Origin of the sequence: Anaerovibrio sp. JC8, from assembly GCF_002100115.1 — a bacterium.
GTDB lineage: Bacteria > Bacillota > Negativicutes > Selenomonadales > Selenomonadaceae > Anaerovibrio.
In genome coordinates this window covers 148818-167684 of sequence record NZ_ANBM01000002.1, presented here as the reverse complement: position 1 = coordinate 167684, position 18867 = coordinate 148818, and the positions used below count along the sequence as shown (strand labels likewise).

At 48.7% G+C, this 18867-nt stretch carries 16 protein-coding genes; all 16 read left to right on the top strand.

The features are described 5' to 3' along the window. Positions 1 to 33: 33 nt before the first annotated feature. The 16 genes from D081_RS02480 (at position 34) to D081_RS02405 (ending at position 18822) form a co-directional block, all read left to right on the top strand. The gene (locus D081_RS02480) at positions 34 to 1401 is read left to right on the top strand and encodes an MATE family efflux transporter (protein ID WP_085022553.1); all 1368 of its coding nucleotides are present in this window, start codon (positions 34 to 36) and stop codon (positions 1399 to 1401) included. A 75-nt stretch (positions 1402 to 1476) separates the two neighbouring features. Continuing rightward, positions 1477 to 2925, top strand: a complete 1449-nt coding sequence (locus tag D081_RS02475) for a glucose-6-phosphate isomerase (protein ID WP_085022552.1) — start codon at positions 1477 to 1479, stop codon at positions 2923 to 2925. Between the two features lie 129 nt (positions 2926 to 3054). Beyond that, a complete protein-coding gene (locus D081_RS02470) occupies positions 3055 to 3654 on the top strand; it encodes a hypothetical protein (protein ID WP_085022551.1) in 600 nt (199 codons plus the stop codon). Beyond that, positions 3639 to 4925, top strand: coding sequence for a type II secretion system protein GspD (locus tag D081_RS02465; RefSeq protein ID WP_085022550.1), 1287 nt, complete (start codon positions 3639 to 3641; stop codon positions 4923 to 4925). The genes D081_RS02470 and D081_RS02465 overlap by 16 nt, the downstream gene beginning before the upstream one ends. A gap of 209 nt (positions 4926 to 5134) precedes the next feature. Next, entirely contained in the window at positions 5135 to 5806 is a 672-nt protein-coding gene (locus D081_RS02460; protein ID WP_085022549.1) for a response regulator transcription factor, read from the top strand. 231 nt (positions 5807 to 6037) lie between these two features. Beyond that, entirely contained in the window at positions 6038 to 6685 is a 648-nt protein-coding gene (locus tag D081_RS02455) for a bifunctional precorrin-2 dehydrogenase/sirohydrochlorin ferrochelatase (protein ID WP_085022548.1), read from the top strand. After that, positions 6648 to 7940: a glutamyl-tRNA reductase gene (gene hemA, locus D081_RS02450; RefSeq protein ID WP_233127396.1), complete on the top strand. Its 1293-nt coding sequence runs from the start codon at positions 6648 to 6650 to the stop codon at positions 7938 to 7940. The genes D081_RS02455 and hemA overlap by 38 nt, the downstream gene beginning before the upstream one ends. A gap of 1 nt (position 7941) precedes the next feature. Then, positions 7942 to 8874 (top strand): hydroxymethylbilane synthase, encoded by a 933-nt coding sequence (hemC, locus tag D081_RS02445; protein ID WP_085022658.1) that lies wholly within the window; start codon positions 7942 to 7944, stop codon positions 8872 to 8874. Between the two features lie 431 nt (positions 8875 to 9305). Then, a complete protein-coding gene (gene cobA / locus D081_RS02440) occupies positions 9306 to 10823 on the top strand; it encodes a uroporphyrinogen-III C-methyltransferase (RefSeq protein WP_085022546.1) in 1518 nt (505 codons plus the stop codon). Then, positions 10823 to 11800 carry a porphobilinogen synthase gene (gene hemB, locus D081_RS02435; RefSeq protein ID WP_085022545.1) on the top strand — a complete coding sequence of 326 codons (978 nt, stop codon included), beginning with the start codon at positions 10823 to 10825 and terminating at the stop codon, positions 11798 to 11800. Before cobA ends, hemB begins: the two co-directional genes overlap by 1 nt. A gap of 236 nt (positions 11801 to 12036) precedes the next feature. After that, the gene (gene hemL, locus D081_RS02430; protein WP_085022544.1) at positions 12037 to 13356 is read left to right on the top strand and encodes a glutamate-1-semialdehyde 2,1-aminomutase; all 1320 of its coding nucleotides are present in this window, start codon (positions 12037 to 12039) and stop codon (positions 13354 to 13356) included. Between the two features lie 297 nt (positions 13357 to 13653). After that, on the top strand, positions 13654 to 14583 hold the full coding sequence (locus D081_RS02425) for a hypothetical protein (protein ID WP_085022543.1): 930 nt from the start codon (positions 13654 to 13656) through the stop codon (positions 14581 to 14583). 157 nt (positions 14584 to 14740) lie between these two features. Further along, positions 14741 to 16276, top strand: coding sequence for a hypothetical protein (locus tag D081_RS02420; protein WP_085022542.1), 1536 nt, complete (start codon positions 14741 to 14743; stop codon positions 16274 to 16276). Positions 16277 to 16287: 11 nt separating this feature from the next. Then, the gene (locus D081_RS02415; RefSeq protein WP_233127395.1) at positions 16288 to 17289 is read left to right on the top strand and encodes a bifunctional heptose 7-phosphate kinase/heptose 1-phosphate adenyltransferase; all 1002 of its coding nucleotides are present in this window, start codon (positions 16288 to 16290) and stop codon (positions 17287 to 17289) included. 29 nt (positions 17290 to 17318) lie between these two features. Then, the gene (gene rfaE2, locus D081_RS02410; RefSeq protein WP_085022540.1) at positions 17319 to 17795 is read left to right on the top strand and encodes a D-glycero-beta-D-manno-heptose 1-phosphate adenylyltransferase; all 477 of its coding nucleotides are present in this window, start codon (positions 17319 to 17321) and stop codon (positions 17793 to 17795) included. 1 nt (position 17796) lies between these two features. Then, positions 17797 to 18822, top strand: a complete 1026-nt coding sequence (locus D081_RS02405) for a glycosyltransferase family 9 protein (RefSeq protein WP_085022657.1) — start codon at positions 17797 to 17799, stop codon at positions 18820 to 18822. Positions 18823 to 18867 lie beyond the last annotated feature (45 nt).

The following is an 18867-nucleotide window of genomic DNA, read 5'->3' as shown; positions in this document are numbered from 1 at the left end:
GTTTCCCGTGTTTACGAAAGTAAGGTTATATCTATGACAAAAAATTTAACTGAAGGCAGTCCTGCCAAGTTAATACTGTTCTTTACCCTGCCCCTGATTGGAGGCAATATTTTCCAGCAGCTTTACGGCTTCGTTGATACCCTGATAGTAGGCCGCTTTCTGGGGGTTGAGGCCCTGGCAGCAGTGGGCTGTACCGGCTGCATCATGTTTTTGATGGTGGGCTTTGTTATTGGCCTTTCCTCAGGCCTTTCCATATTTACGGGACAGCGCTTTGGGGCCAAGGATTACGAGGGTGTTCATCGAAGTGCTGCGGCCTGTCTGGTGCTGGGCCTGGTGGTAGGCGTAATTCTGGCCATTATCGGCTACACCTTTTCCAGGAATATATTGGTTTTCATGGATACGCCGCCGGAGATTCTGGAGGGGGCAGTGGACTTTATTTCCATTGTCTGCGCCGGTATTCCCATTACGGTGGTGTTCATGCTGGAGGCCAATCTCATAAGGGCTCTGGGGGATAGCCGGCGTCCAACCTACATTTTGGCCACGGCCCTCGTTATAAACATTATTGTGGAGCCGCTTTTCCTGCTGGTATTTGAATGGGGAATTCCGGGAGCTGCCTATGGCATTCTGGTTTCCCAGTTTATCGGTGGGGTTATTGTGGTGACCTACATTTGGAAAAAGGTGCCATATTTAAGAATCCGCCGTCGGGATTGGGAAAATCTTGACTGGGATTTCATGAAAAAGCACATGGTCATTGCCCTTCCTATGGCTTTTCAGACCTCCATTATTGCCGTGGGTACCATTATCGTTCAGATGGCCCTGAACCGCCTGGGACCGGTGCCGGTGGCAGCCTTTGCTGCAGCCCAGAAGGTGGAGACCATTGCCCTGATGCCAATGATGTCCTTTGGTATTGCAATGGCGGCCTATACTGCCCAGAATTACGGTGCAGGAAAGTTTGCCCGCATCAAAAAGGGCGTTAACCAGTGCATCCTTATGTCCGGGGCTTTCAGTATTCTGGTGGGTATATTCAACGTAATTTTCGGGCCTAACTTTATGGAGCTTTTTGTAGGTGCAGATGAGCTGGAGGTTATTGAACTGGGACAGGTATATCTGGTGACTACCTCTGTTTGCTATATTGTGCTGGCACTGCTGTTTATTTACCGCAACACCCTTCAGGGGCTGGGCCAGAGCTTTGTGCCAACCTTTGCGGGAATTATGGAGCTGGTAATGCGTGCCATTGTCGGTCTGTGCTTCGTGGATACCCTGGGCTTCTGGGGTGCCACCATTGCCAGCCCGGCGGCCTGGTTCGGGTCATGCATACCGTTGGCCCTGGCCTATTATTATACTTTGCACAAGATGAAGAAAAATATCCGTAAAATAAAGAGAGCCCAAAATCAGGAATAATTTTATAAATTAACAAGGAATTTTGTGCTTTGTAGAGAAATATGTAAGGTGAAAGATTTATAAGGGGGATTTTCTATGGAGTTAAAATTAAAATCCGGTTTCACTTTTGATTACGGCAATCTGGTGGGTGACGGCAAGGTTACCAAGGAAGACGTGAAGGAACTGGCCGGCAAAATTGATGAGGCCAACAAGGCCATCAAGGTAATGCGTGAAGAGGGCATAATCCGTGGGCATCTGTCCAAGGACGGCACCCCGGAGAAGGTTTATTTCTCCCAGTTGCCTTACGTGGAGGAGGGGCACCTCAATTCTCCTGCTTCCATCAAGCATCTGAAGGAGCTTACCGATTCCGTAAAGAACCGTGTGGATGCCGTGGTTTCCCTTGGCATTGGCGGCTCCTATCTGGGAGACAAGGTTATTTTCGATGTGCAGTGCGGTGAGTTCTGGAATTCCATGACCACCGAGGAGCGCGGCGGCATGCCAAAGATTTACTTCAGCGGCAACAACATTGACCCTCGGCGCACCGGGGATTTGATCAAGGAGCTGGAGCGTTCGGCACGTATTGCCAAATCCCATCTGAAGCGCAAGCTGGTGGTGGATTTGATGGTTATCTCCAAATCCGGCGGCACCCTGGATACCATGTCCAATTTCATGGTTATCTATGAGGAGCTGAAAAAGAATCCGGATATTGAGGTGGAGGTAATTGCCGTTACTGATCCTAACGAGGAAAAGCCAACCATCCTGAAGAAGCTGGCCATGGACAACAACTGGCCGCAGTACAGCGTTCCGGACGGAGTGGGCGGACGCTTCTCCATTTTCTGCGATGTGGGCCTGGTACTGGCTGCAGTGTGCGGCTTTGATATTGAGGCCTTCCTCAACGGTGCCAAGGACATGGATATTGCCTGCCAGAATGAAGATGTATGGCAGAATCCGGCCCTGCTGAATGCAGTGCTGAAGTATATTGCTTCCGAAAAGTACGGCCGTGACATGGAAGTTATGATGCCTTATGGTGACTATCTGAAATCCGTTTCCGAGTGGTATATTCAGCTGTTGGCTGAGTCCCTTGGAAAGCAGAAGGACAGAAACGGCAAGGATGTTTATTACGGACGTACCCCAATCGTGGCTGTGGGCACCACGGATATGCATGCCCAGACCCAGCAGCATCAGGAGGGCAAGCTGAACAAGGTGGTACAGTTCATTCGGGTGGAAAACTGGGATACAGACTTCGTTATTCCTAATTCCTTCCCGGAGGTTAAGAAGCTGGCAGATATTTCCGGCGTAAAGATGAGTCAGGCCCTGGAGGTGGCCCGTCAGTCCAATGCGGATGCACTGGCCTCCAACAACCGCTTCAATGCCCTGTTCTCACTGCCTAAGTTGGATGCTTATCATCTGGGTGAGCTCCTTTATATGCTGGCTTTGACCATTGCCTACGAGGGCGAGCTGGCTGATGTGGATGCCTTTAACCAGCCTGGCGTTGAGGCCTATAAGCGCATTATGGGACCAAGCCTTCAGGCTCTGAAAAAGTAATTCATAACAGGCAAAAATATTTGCAGTTAAAAATTTAATAGAGCAATATTATACGGCGGGAATTCGCAAGCGTGTATTCCTTTTGCATGGTTTTTCCGTCAGCATAATATGTCGAAAAGGAGTAGCAAAATGCAGGGAATGTTAAAATTCCTCGCTGAAAAGGCTGGCCGGCATGTATTGCAGTTATTGGAAATATTGAAGGAATGTATGCTGGCGCGGATTGCTTTGTTTATAGCGGTCTGCGCCCTTCTTTTTCTGATATTGACGGCAACAGATGGCCTGGGAGACTCCTCTCAGGCCATTACTGCTTTTTCGGAGGGAAGTGCAGATAAGGAGGACAGGCCCTCCAAGACGGGCTTTAAGGAAATAAAGGGAATGAAGGGGGTGCAGGAATTTCACGGGCTTCACAATCCCTTTGGGGAAAATGAAGGAACAAAGATAATTCCAAAGAGCAATAAAGGAGCCAAGGAGGGCGGAGAGAATGGGGGAATCAGAGCCACGACAGGCGGGGGCAGTAATGCTTCCGGCAATAAAAAAGCAGCTCCCAAGGCACCTCATATAAGGGGAGTCATGGAAGGAAAAGAGGGGACGGCTGTACTGCTGGAATATGGGGGCAGCCAATATATGCTGTACCCGGGGGAAGGAACGGGAGACCTTTCAGTGGAGTCGATCGAAGGACATCGTGTAAAAGTGAAGGTTAATGGGAGAGAATTGTGGGTAGAAAAGTAATAATTATAGCAGGAATATTGGGATGCCTTATAAATCTGTTCAGCTGCTTTTACGGGCAGTGCGAGGCCCTGTCCATGCGGGTCAGCGACGGCAGTGCCGCAGAGCTCATCCGCTTCGCTGCCAGGGAGGGGAATATAAATGTCATTATGGACAGCAGTGCTGACAGCCATGTCAGCGTGAATTTTCAGGATGTGACCCCACGGGAGGCCATTGACAGAATCGTTGTGGCCGGCGGTCTTGATATAAGTGAGCAGGAGGGTACCCTTATTATTGGCAGGGGCAGAGATATTGTTTCCAGCATGGGACAGGTTCATGTGATTCCCGTGGCCTATGGGGATTTGGAAGAACTGAAACGGGATGTGGAGCTGTATTTTCAGAATAAAAATGTGGGAGATATGAGGAAGGCCAACAAAAGCTCCACAAAAAACAAAGCATCTGAAAATCCTGGAAAAAGCGAAAACAAAGAGAAAAATGGGGGACTCGGCATAGAGGAGAATATCATAAAAGGGGACAATAAGGGGAGAAGTGACACTTACAGTAGTGTTGGCAACAGCAATAAAGCCTCCCGGGTGGCAGTGGATATAAATACCCGTTCCCTTCTTGTATATGGAACGGCTGAGGAGGCCCGTGATGTACGTCGGCTGCTGGGGCAGCTGGATGTACCGGCACAACAGGTGTCACTGGAGGCCCGGGTGGTGGCTGTTAAGCGGGAAGATTTGGAAAAGCTGGGCGTCACCTGGGAATGGACCAAACTATTTCACGATTTTTCCTATGATGCTGCCTTGGATTTACTGATCAGCCAGGGGAAGGCCAGAGTGTTGTCACGACCAAATATTGTGACTATGCAGGGACAGGAGGCGGTAATAAATATAGGGGGTGAGGTGCCGGTTCCGGAGGTCTCCATCACCAACACTGCCACCACCACATCCATCAGATACAGGCCGGCGGGGATTATTTTGCAGTGCAGACCCTTCGTTAATGATGATGGCTATATTGATTCCCAGCTTAACATTGAGGTGAGCGCTCCCAGCTATGTGAAGGAAATGAACGCCTACAGCTTCCATAAGCGTTCAGCTCGGACCAGGGTGCGGCTGAAGGATGGGGAAACCCTTATTATTGGTGGTCTTATCAGCAGGGAGGAGGTTAAGCAGCTTCAGAAGATTCCGTTTTTGGGTGATATTCCTATTTTGGGGAATTTTTTCAAGGCAACCTCCACCAAAACAACAGAGGAGGAAATTACAATTTTTATTAAGGCAAATATTTTGCGATAATATTGTTGTTTGATTTCATAAATAATTCATTGGCGGGTGGTAGACTATCATTGGAGAGTTTTTTGTGAGACCACTAGTACAAAGGTCTTATGAAAAAAGATGGTAAAAAATGGCTATGGGAAAATGCTTCAACAGGAACAGTAAATATGGTATAATGTTGGGGTGCAGATTGATTGCATTTTTTTACTGAATGAAGTGAGGTATTGATAATGGCAATAAGAGTACTGATTGCTGATGATCATGCTCTCTTGAGACAGGGTCTTAAAAGAGTACTGAATTTTGAAGATGATATAGAGGTTGTTGGGGAGACTGAGGATGGCCAGGAAACCTTGGCTAGGACTTTGGTGTTACAGCCTGACATATTATTGCTGGATCTTAATATGCCCGGTCTTAATGGCCTGGATGTTGCCAGCCAGCTTCAGGCTGCCAAGTGCAATACAAAGATTATTGCACTGACCATTCACGATAACGACAACTACGTGCTGGAAATGCTCAAGAACGGCGCTTCCGGCTATCTGTTAAAGGATGTAGAGCCTGAGATGCTCGTTAAGGCAATTCATATCGTTCACGAGGGCGGTGCCTATATCTATCCTGAGCTGGAGGAGCGCATTTTTGGCAGCCTCTGCGTAGATGATGATATTAACGAAAAGGCCAAGGAGCTGTGGCGCACAGGCCGCGGTGAGCGCCTTACTGCCAGAGAGCTGGATGTTCTCTCCTGTATTGCCAAGGGCTTCAGTAATCAGGATATTGCCCAGGCCCTGTTTGTCAGTGAGAAGACCGTAAAGAATCACCTTACCAACATTTTCCGTAAGCTGAATGTTAACGACCGTACCCAGGCCCTTATATATGTTTTGAAGCACAATATAATGAAGCTTGACTAATACAACCAATGAGCCATGGCAGTGCTGCCGTGGCTCTTTTAGTTTGCAGATTTCCCCTGAACGTTGGAAAATCTGCATAAATGCAGTATAACAGGGTGAAGGTATTTTGTTGCACCTTGTTGAAACGCCAAGAGGAATATTTTTCTATTGCATAGAAAAATTTGAACAACTGCGTTATAATTAAATAATGAATTAGATTCATCATTTAATCGTTTCATTGAAGAGGATAAAATGTATCCAATTAACCTAAAGCTGGACAATAGAAAATGTGCCGTGATAGGGGGCGGTCAGGTGGCCTGCAGAAAGATACAGCGGCTGCTGGAAAATAATGCCCTGATAACGGTAATATCCCCTGAGGCTGATCAGCGGATTCGTGACTGGTCCAGCGATAAGAAAATTATATGGAAACAGGAGACTTACAGCAGAGAATTGCTGGAAGGTTTTTTTTGTGCCTTCTGTGCCACGGATAACAGGGCCGTGAACCGTCAGGCTGCCACGGATGCCAGGGAGCTGGGGATACTCGTCAATGTGGCCAGTGAGCCGGAGCTGGGCGATTTTACAGTGCCGGGAGTGGTGAATCAGGGGCCATTGCTTTTTACCGTGTCCAGCGAGGGTGCTAGTCCTGCCTTTACCCGTTTGTTGAGGCAGGATATGGAAAAACGGTACCATCAGGGCTTTGGGGAAATAGCGGAGTTTATTGAGCAGCTGCGTCAGGAGCTTATACGGGATACGAGCGGGAGTGGAGCTTCCACCTCTCAGCAAAGACAGAAAATATGGCGTCAGGCCTTGACGCCGGAAATAATAGATTTAATTTATAATCATGATTTGGATAGGGCGAAACATGAAATCAGGAATGCAATTAATAGCGCTGGGTCTTAACCACAGAACAGCTCCAGTTGAAGTGCGGGAAAAATTCAGCCTTTCACCGGAAACCATCCGTGAGGGCCTAAAAAAATTATATAAGTATGAGCATCTCCACGAGGCTGTGGTCCTTTCTACCTGCAACCGCAGTGAGGTATATGCGGTGGTGCGCCGGGGGAGCAGCAATGCCCTGGCCAGCTTTTGGTGTGACTTGAACAAAACGGAGTGCGCGCCGGAATTCTTCCAGCAGTACACCTATAAATATGAGGACGAGGAATGCATTGAGCACCTTTTGCGGGTGACAGCCAGTCTGGACTCACTGGTTATTGGAGAAGGACAGATTCTCAGCCAGGTGAAGCAGGCCTATGCCATTGCCCAGACGGCGGGAGCCACCGGCACCATTTTGAATCTGATGTTCAACCGGGCCATTGCTGCCGGAAAAAGGGTGCGGACGGAGACCAGGATTGCCTTTAATGCTGTATCCGTAAGCTATGCTGCGGTGGAGCTGGCCAAGGGCACCTTTGGAGATTTCTCCAATTGCAGTGTTCTTCTTTTTGGTGCCGGCAAGATGGCGGAGCTTACTGCAACCCATCTTATGAGCCAAGGCCTGAAGGAGCTGTATGTGGCCAATCGCCATATTGAGCGTGCAGAGCTGCTGGCAGACAAGTACGGCGGTACAGCTGTGGATCTTAATGATGTTTTTGCCCTGCTGGACAAGGTGGATATTATTATTACCTCCACCGGTGCTCCACATTATGTTATTTATAAGCGGGACATGATTCATGTCATGGGGGCACGCCGTGGCAAGCAATTGATGCTAATAGATATTGCTGTACCCCGGGACGTGGAGCCTGATGTGGGCTGTCTCGCCGGAGTAAAGCTATTTAATATTGACGACTTGGAGGCAGTGGTTGACGATAATCTTCAGGAGCGTCAGCGTGAGGCTATCAGAGCCCAGCGCATAATTCAGGAAGAGGTGGATGCCCTTTTGGAGCGGTTTAACTACCTTTCCATGCAGCCACTTATGGCCCAGCTTACCGACAAGGCGGAGTTCATCCGTGAGCGGGAGCTTAAGCGAGCCATGAGAAAGCTGCCGGACCTTACTGAGGAAGAATACAAGGCCGTTGAAAAAATGACCCATATGATAGTGCGCAAGATGCTTCGGGATCCTATGCGCATGGTTAACAATACAGCAGGCACTTCACGGGAAAGAGTGCTGAAGTTTGCCATCCGCAAGCTGTTTAAGCTGCAGGAGGAATCCATAGATGAATGAAATGAAAAAAGATAAAATTGTAATCGGTACCCGTAGCAGTCAGCTGGCCCTATGGCAGGCTGATCACATTGCCGACAGGCTGAGAAAGCAGTATCCCGGCCTGGTGGTGGAGCGGGTGCTTATGACCACCAAGGGAGATAAAATCCTTGATGCTCCGCTGGCCAAAATCGGCGGCAAGGGTCTCTTTACCAAGGAGCTGGAAACCGCCATGCTCAATGGCGAAATAGACATTGCAGTGCACAGCCTGAAGGATATGCCGGTGGAGGTGCCGGAGGGGCTTAAAATCACTGCGGTTACCAAACGAGAGGACCCGGGGGATGTGCTTGTAAGCCCTAAGTACAAGCTTTTCAGTGAGCTGCCCCAGGGGGCGAAAATCGGTACCTCCAGTCTCAGACGGAAGGCACAGCTTTTAAGTGTCAGACCGGACCTTACCATCTGCGATCTTCGGGGGAATGTAAATACCCGCCTTCGCAAGCTGGAGGAGGAAAACTTTGACGGCATTATTCTGGCGGCAGCAGGACTGAAGCGTTTGGGCTTTGGCAGCCGCATCACGGATGTTTTGGACAAGAAGGTATGTCTGCCTGCAGTAGGCCAGGGGGCATTGGCTGTGGAATCCAGAGCCGATGATTATGAAGTCAACGAGCTGGTGGCCTTCCTTAATGATGAGGATACACTGACCTGCACCAAGGCCGAGCGGTCCTTCTTAAACCGAGTTCAAGGTGGCTGTCAGGTCCCTGTGGGCGTATACGGCACTATGAATGATGGCGTCCTCAATGTGGAGGGAGTTATAGCCTCTCTGGACGGCAGCAAGGTCTACAGAGACCACATCATGGGCCAGCCAGCGGATGCAGAAGCCTTGGGACAGCAGCTGGCAGATCGGCTTCTGGAAGCCGGCGGCCGCAATGTTTTAGCTGAGTTAGGTATAGAGCTGTAATAAAGATAAAAGAAGCGGTGAAACTTTTTCGGCTTCATCCCTCCGTCCAAATCATCATGTAATGAGTGTTTAGTCGTCTTCGAAGGCGACATAGTCGCACATACATCTTGCCGTTCAAAGATATAGTGCCCATGATGAGCCTCCGGCAGGTGGACTCCGTTCTTGCAGGCGAAAAAATTCCCCCGCTTTATTAAGTGATAATTATAGTACATGAAGTGGCAAATGACAGTTGACTAGCGCGGTTGAACAGGTCGCGTTAAGAAAATATTTTTTACATACCTGCATTAGTGATAAAAATTATTTGTTTGAGCGTAGCGAGTTATAATTTTTATCGCTATTCCAATAATAGTAAAAAATATTTTTAGTGACCTGTTCTTGCGATAGGCAACTGTTATCTGCCAATATTAAGGAGATAACATAAGGAGAACAGTATGGCAGGAAAAGTATTTCTCGTTGGCGCCGGTCCTGGAGACTATCGCCTGTTAACCCTCAAGGCATGTGATTGCCTGAAAATAGCTGATACCGTGGTATATGACCGTCTGGCCGACCCACGTATTTTACAGTATGCTCCAAAGGATGCAGAATACATCTATGTGGGCAAGGCCTCCAGCCAGCACACCATGACCCAGGACAAGATTTGTCAGCTGCTGGTGGATTTGGCCAAGGAGGGCAAGACCGTAGTTCGCCTTAAGGGCGGTGATCCATTTGTTTTCGGTCGGGGCGGCGAGGAAGCCCTGCTTTTGAAGGAAAACAATCTGCCTTTTGAGATTGTGCCGGGAGTTACCTCTGCCATTTCCGTACCAGCCTATGCTGGTATTCCGGTTACCCATCGTGGGGTGGCAGCTTCCTTCTCCGTAATCACCGGTCATGAGGACCCTACCAAGGAGACCTCGGACATTAACTGGCCACAGCTGGCCAAGGCTACGGACACTTTGGTATTTCTTATGGGTGTAGCCAATTTGCCGAAGATTACTTCCAAGCTGATTGAAAACGGCCGTTCAGCCGATACCCCTATTGCCATTATCCGTTGGGGAACCAAGCTTCAGCAGCAGGTGTGGACCAGCACTCTGGCTGATGCCGCTGATATGGCCAAAAGAGAGGCCATCAAGCCACCATGTATTTTCCTGGTAGGGGACGTGGTAAATCTCCGGAAGGATTTGGCATGGTTTGATAATATCGCCATGAAGCCATTGTTTGGCAAGAAGGTGCTGGTAACCCGTTCCCGGGCCCAGGCCTCCAAGCTGACAGCTAAATTAGAAGATTTGGGTGCTGAGTGCATCGAAGCACCAGCTATTGAAATAAAGGCACCGTCTGATGGCTACAAGGCCTTGGATGGGGCTATTGCTGAGCTTAATAAGTACAACTGGCTTATCTTTACCAGTGCCAACGGTGTAGAACATTTCTGGCAGCGTCTCCAGCAGGCGGGCAAGGATGCCAGGGCTTTGGCCCAGGCCAAGCTGTGTGCCATTGGCTCTGCCACTGCAGAGGCCTTGCAGACCCGTGGCCTCATGGCCGATGTGGTTCCGGACCGCTACCAGGCGGAGGGAATTATTGAGGCATTGAAGGGCGAGATTAAGGAAGGTACCAAGGTGCTGATTCCAAGAGCGGCGGAGGCACGGGAAATCCTTCCGGATACCCTGCGTAAAGCCGGAGCTGAGGTGGATGTAGTAACAGCCTATGAAACCGTAATGGGGGAGGTTGCCGCTGAGGACATTAAGCAGGCCTTGACTGATGGCCAGATTGATGCCATAACCTTCACCAGCTCCTCCACTGTTATCAATTTCCTTAAACTGATTGGTAACGATACAAGCTTATTGAAGCAGGCTAAGTTGGCGGCTATCGGCCCTATTACGGCTGACACCATGAAGAAGCACGGCCTTGCGGTTAGCGTTGAGGCTGAAGAATATACCATTGATGGTCTTGTAGAGGCCCTTAAGGAGGCATTTTGATGATTGACCAGAAGCTGCGTCCCCGTCGTATGCGTATCAGTGAAAATGTACGTGCCATGGTAAGGGAGACCTCACTTTCTGCCAAGGATTTCGTTTATCCTATGTTTGTAATTCCGGGGGAAAACAAAAAAGAGGAAATTTCCAGTATGCCGGGCTGCTACCGCTATTCTGTGGATTTGGCGGTGGAGCTGGCCAAGGAAATTCATGAGCTGGGCATTCCATCCGTTGAGGTCTTTGGTTTGCCGGAATACAAGGATGAAATTGGCTCCAGTGCCTGGGATATGAATTCCCCGGTGCAGCGTGCCATTAAGGCCATCAAGGAGGCTGTGCCGGAGCTGGTTATTATCGGCGACGTATGTCTTTGCCAGTATACCAGCCACGGCCATTGCGGCCAGCTGTGCGGCCACTATGTGGACAACGATGCCACATTGAAGCTGCTTCAGAAGGTAGCCGTAAGCCAGGCCCAGGCCGGTGCAGACATTATTGCTCCATCCGACATGATGGACGGCCGGGTGGCTGCCATTCGTGAGGCCCTGGATGAAAACGGCTTTATTAACGTGTCCATTATGTCCTATGCGGTAAAATATGCCTCCGGCTACTATGGCCCATTCCGTGATGCGGCGGATTCCGCACCACAGTTTGGTGACCGTCGGGCTTACCAGATGGACCCTGCCAACAGCCGCGAGGCCATGAAGGAAGTGGAGCTTGATCTGGCTGAGGGGGCTGACATTATTATGGTGAAGCCGGCCCTGGCCTATATGGACATCATTACCAAGGTCCGTGACCGCATTAATCTTCCGGTGGCATGCTACAACGTCAGTGGTGAGTACGCCATGGTGAAGGCAGCTGCAGCCAATGGCTGGATTGATGAAAAACGCATTGTGCTGGAAACCCTTACCAGCATGAAGCGGGCCGGAGCCGATATTATTATTACCTATCATGCAATCGACGCCGCCAAATGGCTTATGGAAAGGTAAAACATGAGACAAGTAAGGGTGATGATGTGTTGAACAATTAGTCACGGTACGTTAAGAAACTTTTTAGTGCTATACCTTGATTATAGTGGGAAAAATCATTATGTTTGAGCGGAGCGAGTTATGATTTTTGCCGCTATATAAGAGCAATCAAAAGTTTTAGTGCCGGGACGTCGTGAAACACAGCATTATCCTTACTGTACTGAAAGCAATTATATTTAACAGGAAAGGATTATAATATGCTTAATTTAGAGAAATCTGCCGCAGCCTTTGAAGAAGCGAAGACCTTAATGCCCGGCGGTGTAAACAGCCCAGTACGTTCCTACAGAAATGTTGACTGCAACCCTCCTTTTATCGCCAAGGCTGAGGGCTCCCATATTTTTGATATTGACGGCAATGAATATATAGATTACGTGGGCTCATGGGGCCCAATGGTGGTGGGTCATGCCCATCCACAGGTGGTAAAGGCCCTGCAGGAGGCGGCTACCCGTGGTACCAGCTATGGTGCACCTACTCTCATTGAAAGTGAGCTGGCCAAGCTGGTAATGGAGGTATATCCTTCCATTGAGGTTATCCGCATGGTAAATTCCGGCACAGAGGCCACCATGAGTGCTCTGCGTCTGGCTCGTGGCTTTACTGGCCGTAACAAGATTTTGAAGTTCATCGGCTGCTATCATGGTCATAGTGACAGCCTGTTGGTAAAGGCCGGTTCCGGACTGGCCACCTTTGGCGTTCCGGACAGCCCTGGTGTAACCCCGGGTACTGCCAATGATACTATTACCATTCCATACAACGATTTTGAAGCCTTTACAGAGGTTATGGAAAAGAGCGGCAAGGAAATTGCTGCAGTTATTGTGGAGCCTGTGGCCGGCAATATGGGCCTGGTACTGCCAAAGCCGGGCTATCTTGATTTACTGAGAAAGCTCACCACAGAGACGGGTTCTTTGTTGATTTTTGATGAGGTAATGTGCGGCTTCAGAGCATCCTTGGGCGGTGCCCAGAAGGCTTATGCTGTTAAGCCTGACCTCACTTGTCTGGGCAAGATTATTGGTGGTGGTCTGCCAGTAGCAGCCTACGGTGGCCGTCGGGATATTATGACTCATATCGCCCCGGCTGGTCTTGTTTATCAGGCTGGTACCTTGTCCGGCAATCCGCTGGCCATGACTGCTGGATTGGAAACCTTGAAGATTATTACCCAGGAGCCAGAGCCGGGCGAACCGGATTATAGCCGTGTGCTTACCATTAAGACCAAGAAGCTGGTATTGGGTATTGCCCAGAAGGCCAAGGAGGCCGGCGTAACCCTCCAGGTTCAGCAGGCAGGCTCCATGTTTGGCTTCTTCTTCAATGACAAGGAAGTAGTGGATTACGACACCTCTGCCGCATCCGATCAGGAGGCCTTCAAGGTGTGGTTCAAGGCCATGCTTGAGCAGGGCATTTATCTGGCCCCATCCCAGTTCGAAACCCTGTTCATGTCCGGCGCCCACACAGACGAGGACATTGACAGAACCATCGAAGCCGCAGGCGTAGCCTTGAAAAAAGTGGCCGAATTCCTAAAATAATCTATTTTTATTCATATTTTAATCAGATTCAAAGGTTACAATTGTATATGATGTTATGAGGAGGATAAGAGGGCAGTGAGCTGGTGTGTTGAACATTGAGTACCAGTACGTTAAGAAAAATTTTATTGCTATACCTTGATCATAGTGGGAAAAATCATTTGTCTGAGCGAAGCGAGTTATGTTTTTTACCACTATATACGAGCAATAAAATTTTTTAGTACTGTGACGGCGTGAAACACACTAGTTCACTCCCTTTACAACAACTTATAAAACATAAAAATCGGGGAGGATTTGAAAATGTTTAGGAAATTATTTAGCATCCTTGTAAGCGGCGTGTTCCTGGTTTCATCTCTGGGCACCGCAGCCGCAGAGGTACCAAACACAGCCAATGGCAAGCTGGCTGCTGTGGAGGTAGTCACCTACGGTCAAGAGCAGACCGGTGCCATTGTGGAACGTATTAAGAAAGTGGAGAAGGATTACGAGTGCACCAATACCAGCGGCGGCATGATGAACCGTATCAATGCCCTGTATGATGCAGCCTTTGATAATTCTTCCGGCCCATCCCTTGTTACCCAGCTCAATGCACTGGAGTGGACCATTGCTCACAAGGTAAGTGCGGACCCTATCCAGAAGCGCATCAGCGATATGGAGCTGCAGATTAACGGCAAGAATTCTGATGCATCCATCAAGAAGCGCATTGAGGATCTGGCAACCTTCGCCTTTGGCAGTACTACTATTCCATTGACACAGGTAAATGTACCAGCCAATACCCTGGTAAAGATTGCTCTGGTTACTCCGGTTAATGCCAAGGAGCTGAAGAAGGGTGACGTAATTAAGTTCCGGGCAGCAGAGGATGTTATCGAAAATGACATGCTCCTCATTACGGAAGGTGCTCTTGGTGAAGGTGAGATTACTGAGGTATCCCAGGCCAAGAACTTCGGCCGTGATGCCAAGATTCAGATTGACTTCAAGGACATTGAGGCCGTTGACGGCACCAAGATTGACATGACATTGGGTGAGGAAGCCAAGGAGAATATGGAGCGTTTAGGTATGGCAGCCGGTGCCAGCCTGGCCAGCATGATTATCCTTGGACCTATCGGTATCATCGGCGGTGCCTTTGTAAAGGGCAAGAACATCGATCTTCCTGAGGGAACAGAAATGTACCTCCAGACCGCAAAGGACAGCACAGTATATGCTATTCCTACCACCAGTGCAGAGCAGTTCTGATTTGAAAGATTAGATGAAAAAATAGAGCCTCTTCCGATAATTTATACTTATCGGAAGAGGCTTTCTTGTGTTATGAGGTTAAAAGGAGTATCATATAGTAGAGTATGTATGCAATTAGGGGCAAGTACGCCCATTTTTAGATAGGGGATTAAATCCGATGAATAGAAAAACCAAGGCAATACTGTATACAGGCGTGGTACTGGCCACATTGGCCCTGCCATCACTGACAGCAGCTTCCCAATATAATGCCAGCACCGACACCAATGCAGATGTGTTGGATTATTTGGAAAATAACAAGCGTTCTGAACGGGAAAATGCCATAGAGGATGAGCAAAAACAACTTATACACGATGCCTTTGAAATGCGCAAGAATCTGAGGGATCCTCTGGACCCCAACAAGCATGTTCCGGTGGCCCTGGAAGGGGATGAGCTGTTCTACGACCAGCGAACCGGTGATTTTTATGCCACCGGCAAGGTCAATATTACTTCCTTGGATGCCCAGCGTTTTCAGACAGAGGAAGTGAAGGGCAATCTGGATAATACAGAAGTGAATGTTCCCGGAAAGGGGCATGTGGTTCAGATGACCCCAGGTCAGGCCAAGATTGTAGTGGATGGCTATAAAATCCAATACAATTATGGCAAGAAGACTGGCAGCATGGAAGATGTAAATGGTAAAATTGACCGTGAGTACATTAAGGGCAAGCGCATTGAAATGTACCCTGACAAAATTGTGCTTTTTGATGGATATATAACCAAATGCTCTGCCCAGCATCCGGACTATCGCACTACTGCGGCTAAAATTGAGATTTATCCTGGAGATAAAATGATTTGCCATGAGATGAAGTTTTGGCTGGGAGATGTGCCGGTTTATTCTGTCAAGAAACGAGTCTTTAGGTTGGATGGCAAAGACGACCAGATGGATTTGCCAAGAGTGGGTTACAACAATGACGATGGCTGGTGGATAAGCAAGGAATTTGACTTCTATCTGGCTAAAAATTTGTATTTGAATTCAGAAGTAAAATATGCCGGGAAACTTGGTTTTCATAGTCATGGTGGCATAGTTTACAGTAATAATCTTGGTACCTTTGAGCTGATGACCGGTTATTACGAAAGTGGCAATAATAAGTGGATTAAAAAAGCACCTTCCTTTAGGTATACCAAGAGTATTTCTTTGGGAGAGATACCATTTACTGCTGGCCTGGTTTATGAAAGGGGTCATTGGAGTCAGGGCAATACTCATAGTATGCATTCTTACTATGGCCTAACATTAAGTCATAATCCTATTGATTTGGGGGGCAATCATAAGTTGGATTTAAGTACCACTTATTCCATTACCGATGAGACTGCCAACCATTCCCGTATCAAAGGCTTTGGGTACGTTGCATTGATAAGACGTGACGTGGATAAGCGCTGGTCATATTACACCAGATATAGCTATTCACAGGCCAATAGCAAGAATTCCGTGTTCGATTATGATTTGGATGATTATTCCCGCAAGCTGGCAGCAGGGTTTAGTTATAAATTTAATGACCGGGACCGGGTTTTAGTGGGAACAGCCTTTGATATGAGTAACTATACCCTTGCAGACATGGACTTGTACTGGTTCCACGAATTCCACTGTCTGCAGCTTATTTCCCGTTACAGGGCAAAGAGACATCAGGTGAACTTCACTCTGCAGTTTAATCCGTGGTAATTAAGGAGCCGATGATGGATAAAGATTTATTGTTGAATGTTATAGATCAGATGCAGGGCTCTGAAGTGCTGATAATTGGTGATATGATAGCTGATATCTATCTGGAGGGCACCATTTCCAGAATATCCAGAGAGGCTCCGGTGCTGGTTTTGGAGCAGGCTGCTGAAAAGGTGGTGGCCGGTGGTGCTGCCAATGTGGTAAATAATACCGCTACTCTTGGGGGCAAGGTTCATGCGGCTGGGCTCCTGGGCAATGACAGCGGTGCCAGAGGCCTGACAGAAATTCTGGAAGGCCGTGGCGTAGATGTGGAGGGGTTGGTCAGAGATGATGAACGTCCCACTATTTCCAAGACCAGGGTTATTGCCGGGGGGCGAACCACTGTCAGTCAGCAGATTGTCCGCATTGACAAGGAAAACAAGGCACCTATGAAGCCTGAGCATGAGACACAGCTAAGTCGGTATTTGGCGGCGGTATTGCCGAAGGTTAAAGGGGTGGTGCTCAGTGATTATGGTAGTGGCACCATTACGGAGCAGCTGAAACAGCAGATTTTCGGTTATTGTCACCAGCATAACATTCCTACCATTGTTGATTCCCGCTATGATATTCTTCGGTTTAAAACTGTGGATTATATTAAGCAGAACGACTCGGAGCTGGCGGCAGCAGTGGGCCGTACCCTCAATAATGAAGAAGAACTTATGGCAGCCGGCAGAGAGCTTCTGGCGAAAATGGAGGCCAAGGGGGTACTTATTACCCGTGGTGAAGAGGGTATGACTCTTTTTAGGGCTGATGGCAGAGTAGATAATATCCCGGTATCTGACAAGAGTGAGGTATTTGATGTATCCGGTGCCGGCGATACATGCGTGGCAACGGTTATTCTGGCTTTGGCAGCGGGAGTGGAGCCTTTGGCAGCGGCAACTCTTTCCAATATTGCTTCCGGAATTGCAGTAAGAAAAATGGGTACTTCCACTGTAAGTACCCGGGAATTAAGAGATTATATCAAGAAAAATATGTAAGGATTATTCCTTACCATCAGGTGCATATTATGCTTATAGACGGTTCAAAAATAGCAGATTTTTGTCAGATCCTGCGGGAGGGGGGCCAAAAGGTGGTTTTCACTAATGGCTGCTTTGATATCCTCCACGCCGGACATGTGAGATATTTGAAAAGGGCCCGTTCCTTTGGTGACTGCCTTGTGCTGGGCCTTAACAGTGATGCCTCTGTCAGGAGCATCAAAGGACCAGCCCGTCCTATCAATTGCCAGGAGGACCGGGCAGAGGTGGCTGATGCCCTGGAATGTGTGGATTATGTGGTAATATTTGACGAGCCCACGGCGGAGGCACTTATTACCAAGGTTCATCCTGACGTTTATGTGAAGGGCGGGGATTATACCCTGGAAACCTTGCCAGAGGGTCAGATAGTGCAGAAATATGGTGGGAAAGTAGAATTGGTGAATCTGGTAGAAGGTCGGTCCACCACCAATATCATAAGAAAGATTCAGGCGGGTGACAGCAATGGCTAATATAAAAAGTGTTCTGGTTGTAAAGCTGAGTGCCATTGGCGACGTGATTCACGCCCTGCCGGTGTCCTACGCCATCAAGGAGACCTATCCTGAGGCAAAAATCACCTGGGTGGTGGAGCCACCAGCCTACGATTTGCTGAAGGACAATCCTTATATAGACAATATAATTGTTTTTGAAAAGAAGAAATTTAAGTCCTTTAAGGGCTTTTTGAAAAATTATGGGCCATTTTCCAAGATAATCAGGGCAGACCGCTATGATGCCTCCCTGGATTTGCAGGGGCTTTTCAAGTCGGCAGCCATTGTCTGGAATGCCAAGGCACGGATTCGTCTGGGAACCTGCAATATGCGGGAAATGAGCCACAAAATCAGCCGTCCTGTTGTGGGGCCCAATTCCCAGGGACATATTGTGGAGCGTTATCTTGATGTGGCCCGGGAGCTGGGCTGCAGGGTTGACCAGGTTGTATTCCCTATGGAGATTGACCAGCGGGACAAAATTGCTGCTGAGGGGGCCATGCAGCAGGCCGGAGCCCGTATGGAAAATCCTTATGTGGTTCTGGCGGTTGGGGCCAACTGGCCCAACAAACGCTGGCCTACCCGTTACTATGCCCAGCTTAGCGACTGGCTTTACGGACTGAAAATAATTCCAGTAATTATTGGTGGCGGCGTTCTTGACAGCACCCTGGCGGCGGATATTGAAGCAGCGGCGGAAATCCCCCCAATTAATTTGGTGGGACAGACCACATTAAAGCAGCTGGCCTACCTTATTCAAAACGCCCAGGCAGTGGTAGGCGGCGATACGGGTCCGGTTCATCTGTCAGCCGGCCTGGGAACACCAACAGTGATGGTCATGGGACCGACGGACGCCAACCGCAATGGACCTTATGGCCAGCTGGACAATGCCATTGAGGCCAACCGTCCATGCAAATATTGCTGGAAGCGGGCCTGCCCTAAGGGATTGGAATGCCTGTCTGTAATCCATCCTGATGCGGTGGAAAAGAAATTAAAGCAGATTCTGGTGGGGAAATGACCACTGAAATAGAAAAACAGGGTATGAAATGTCCACAATAATAAA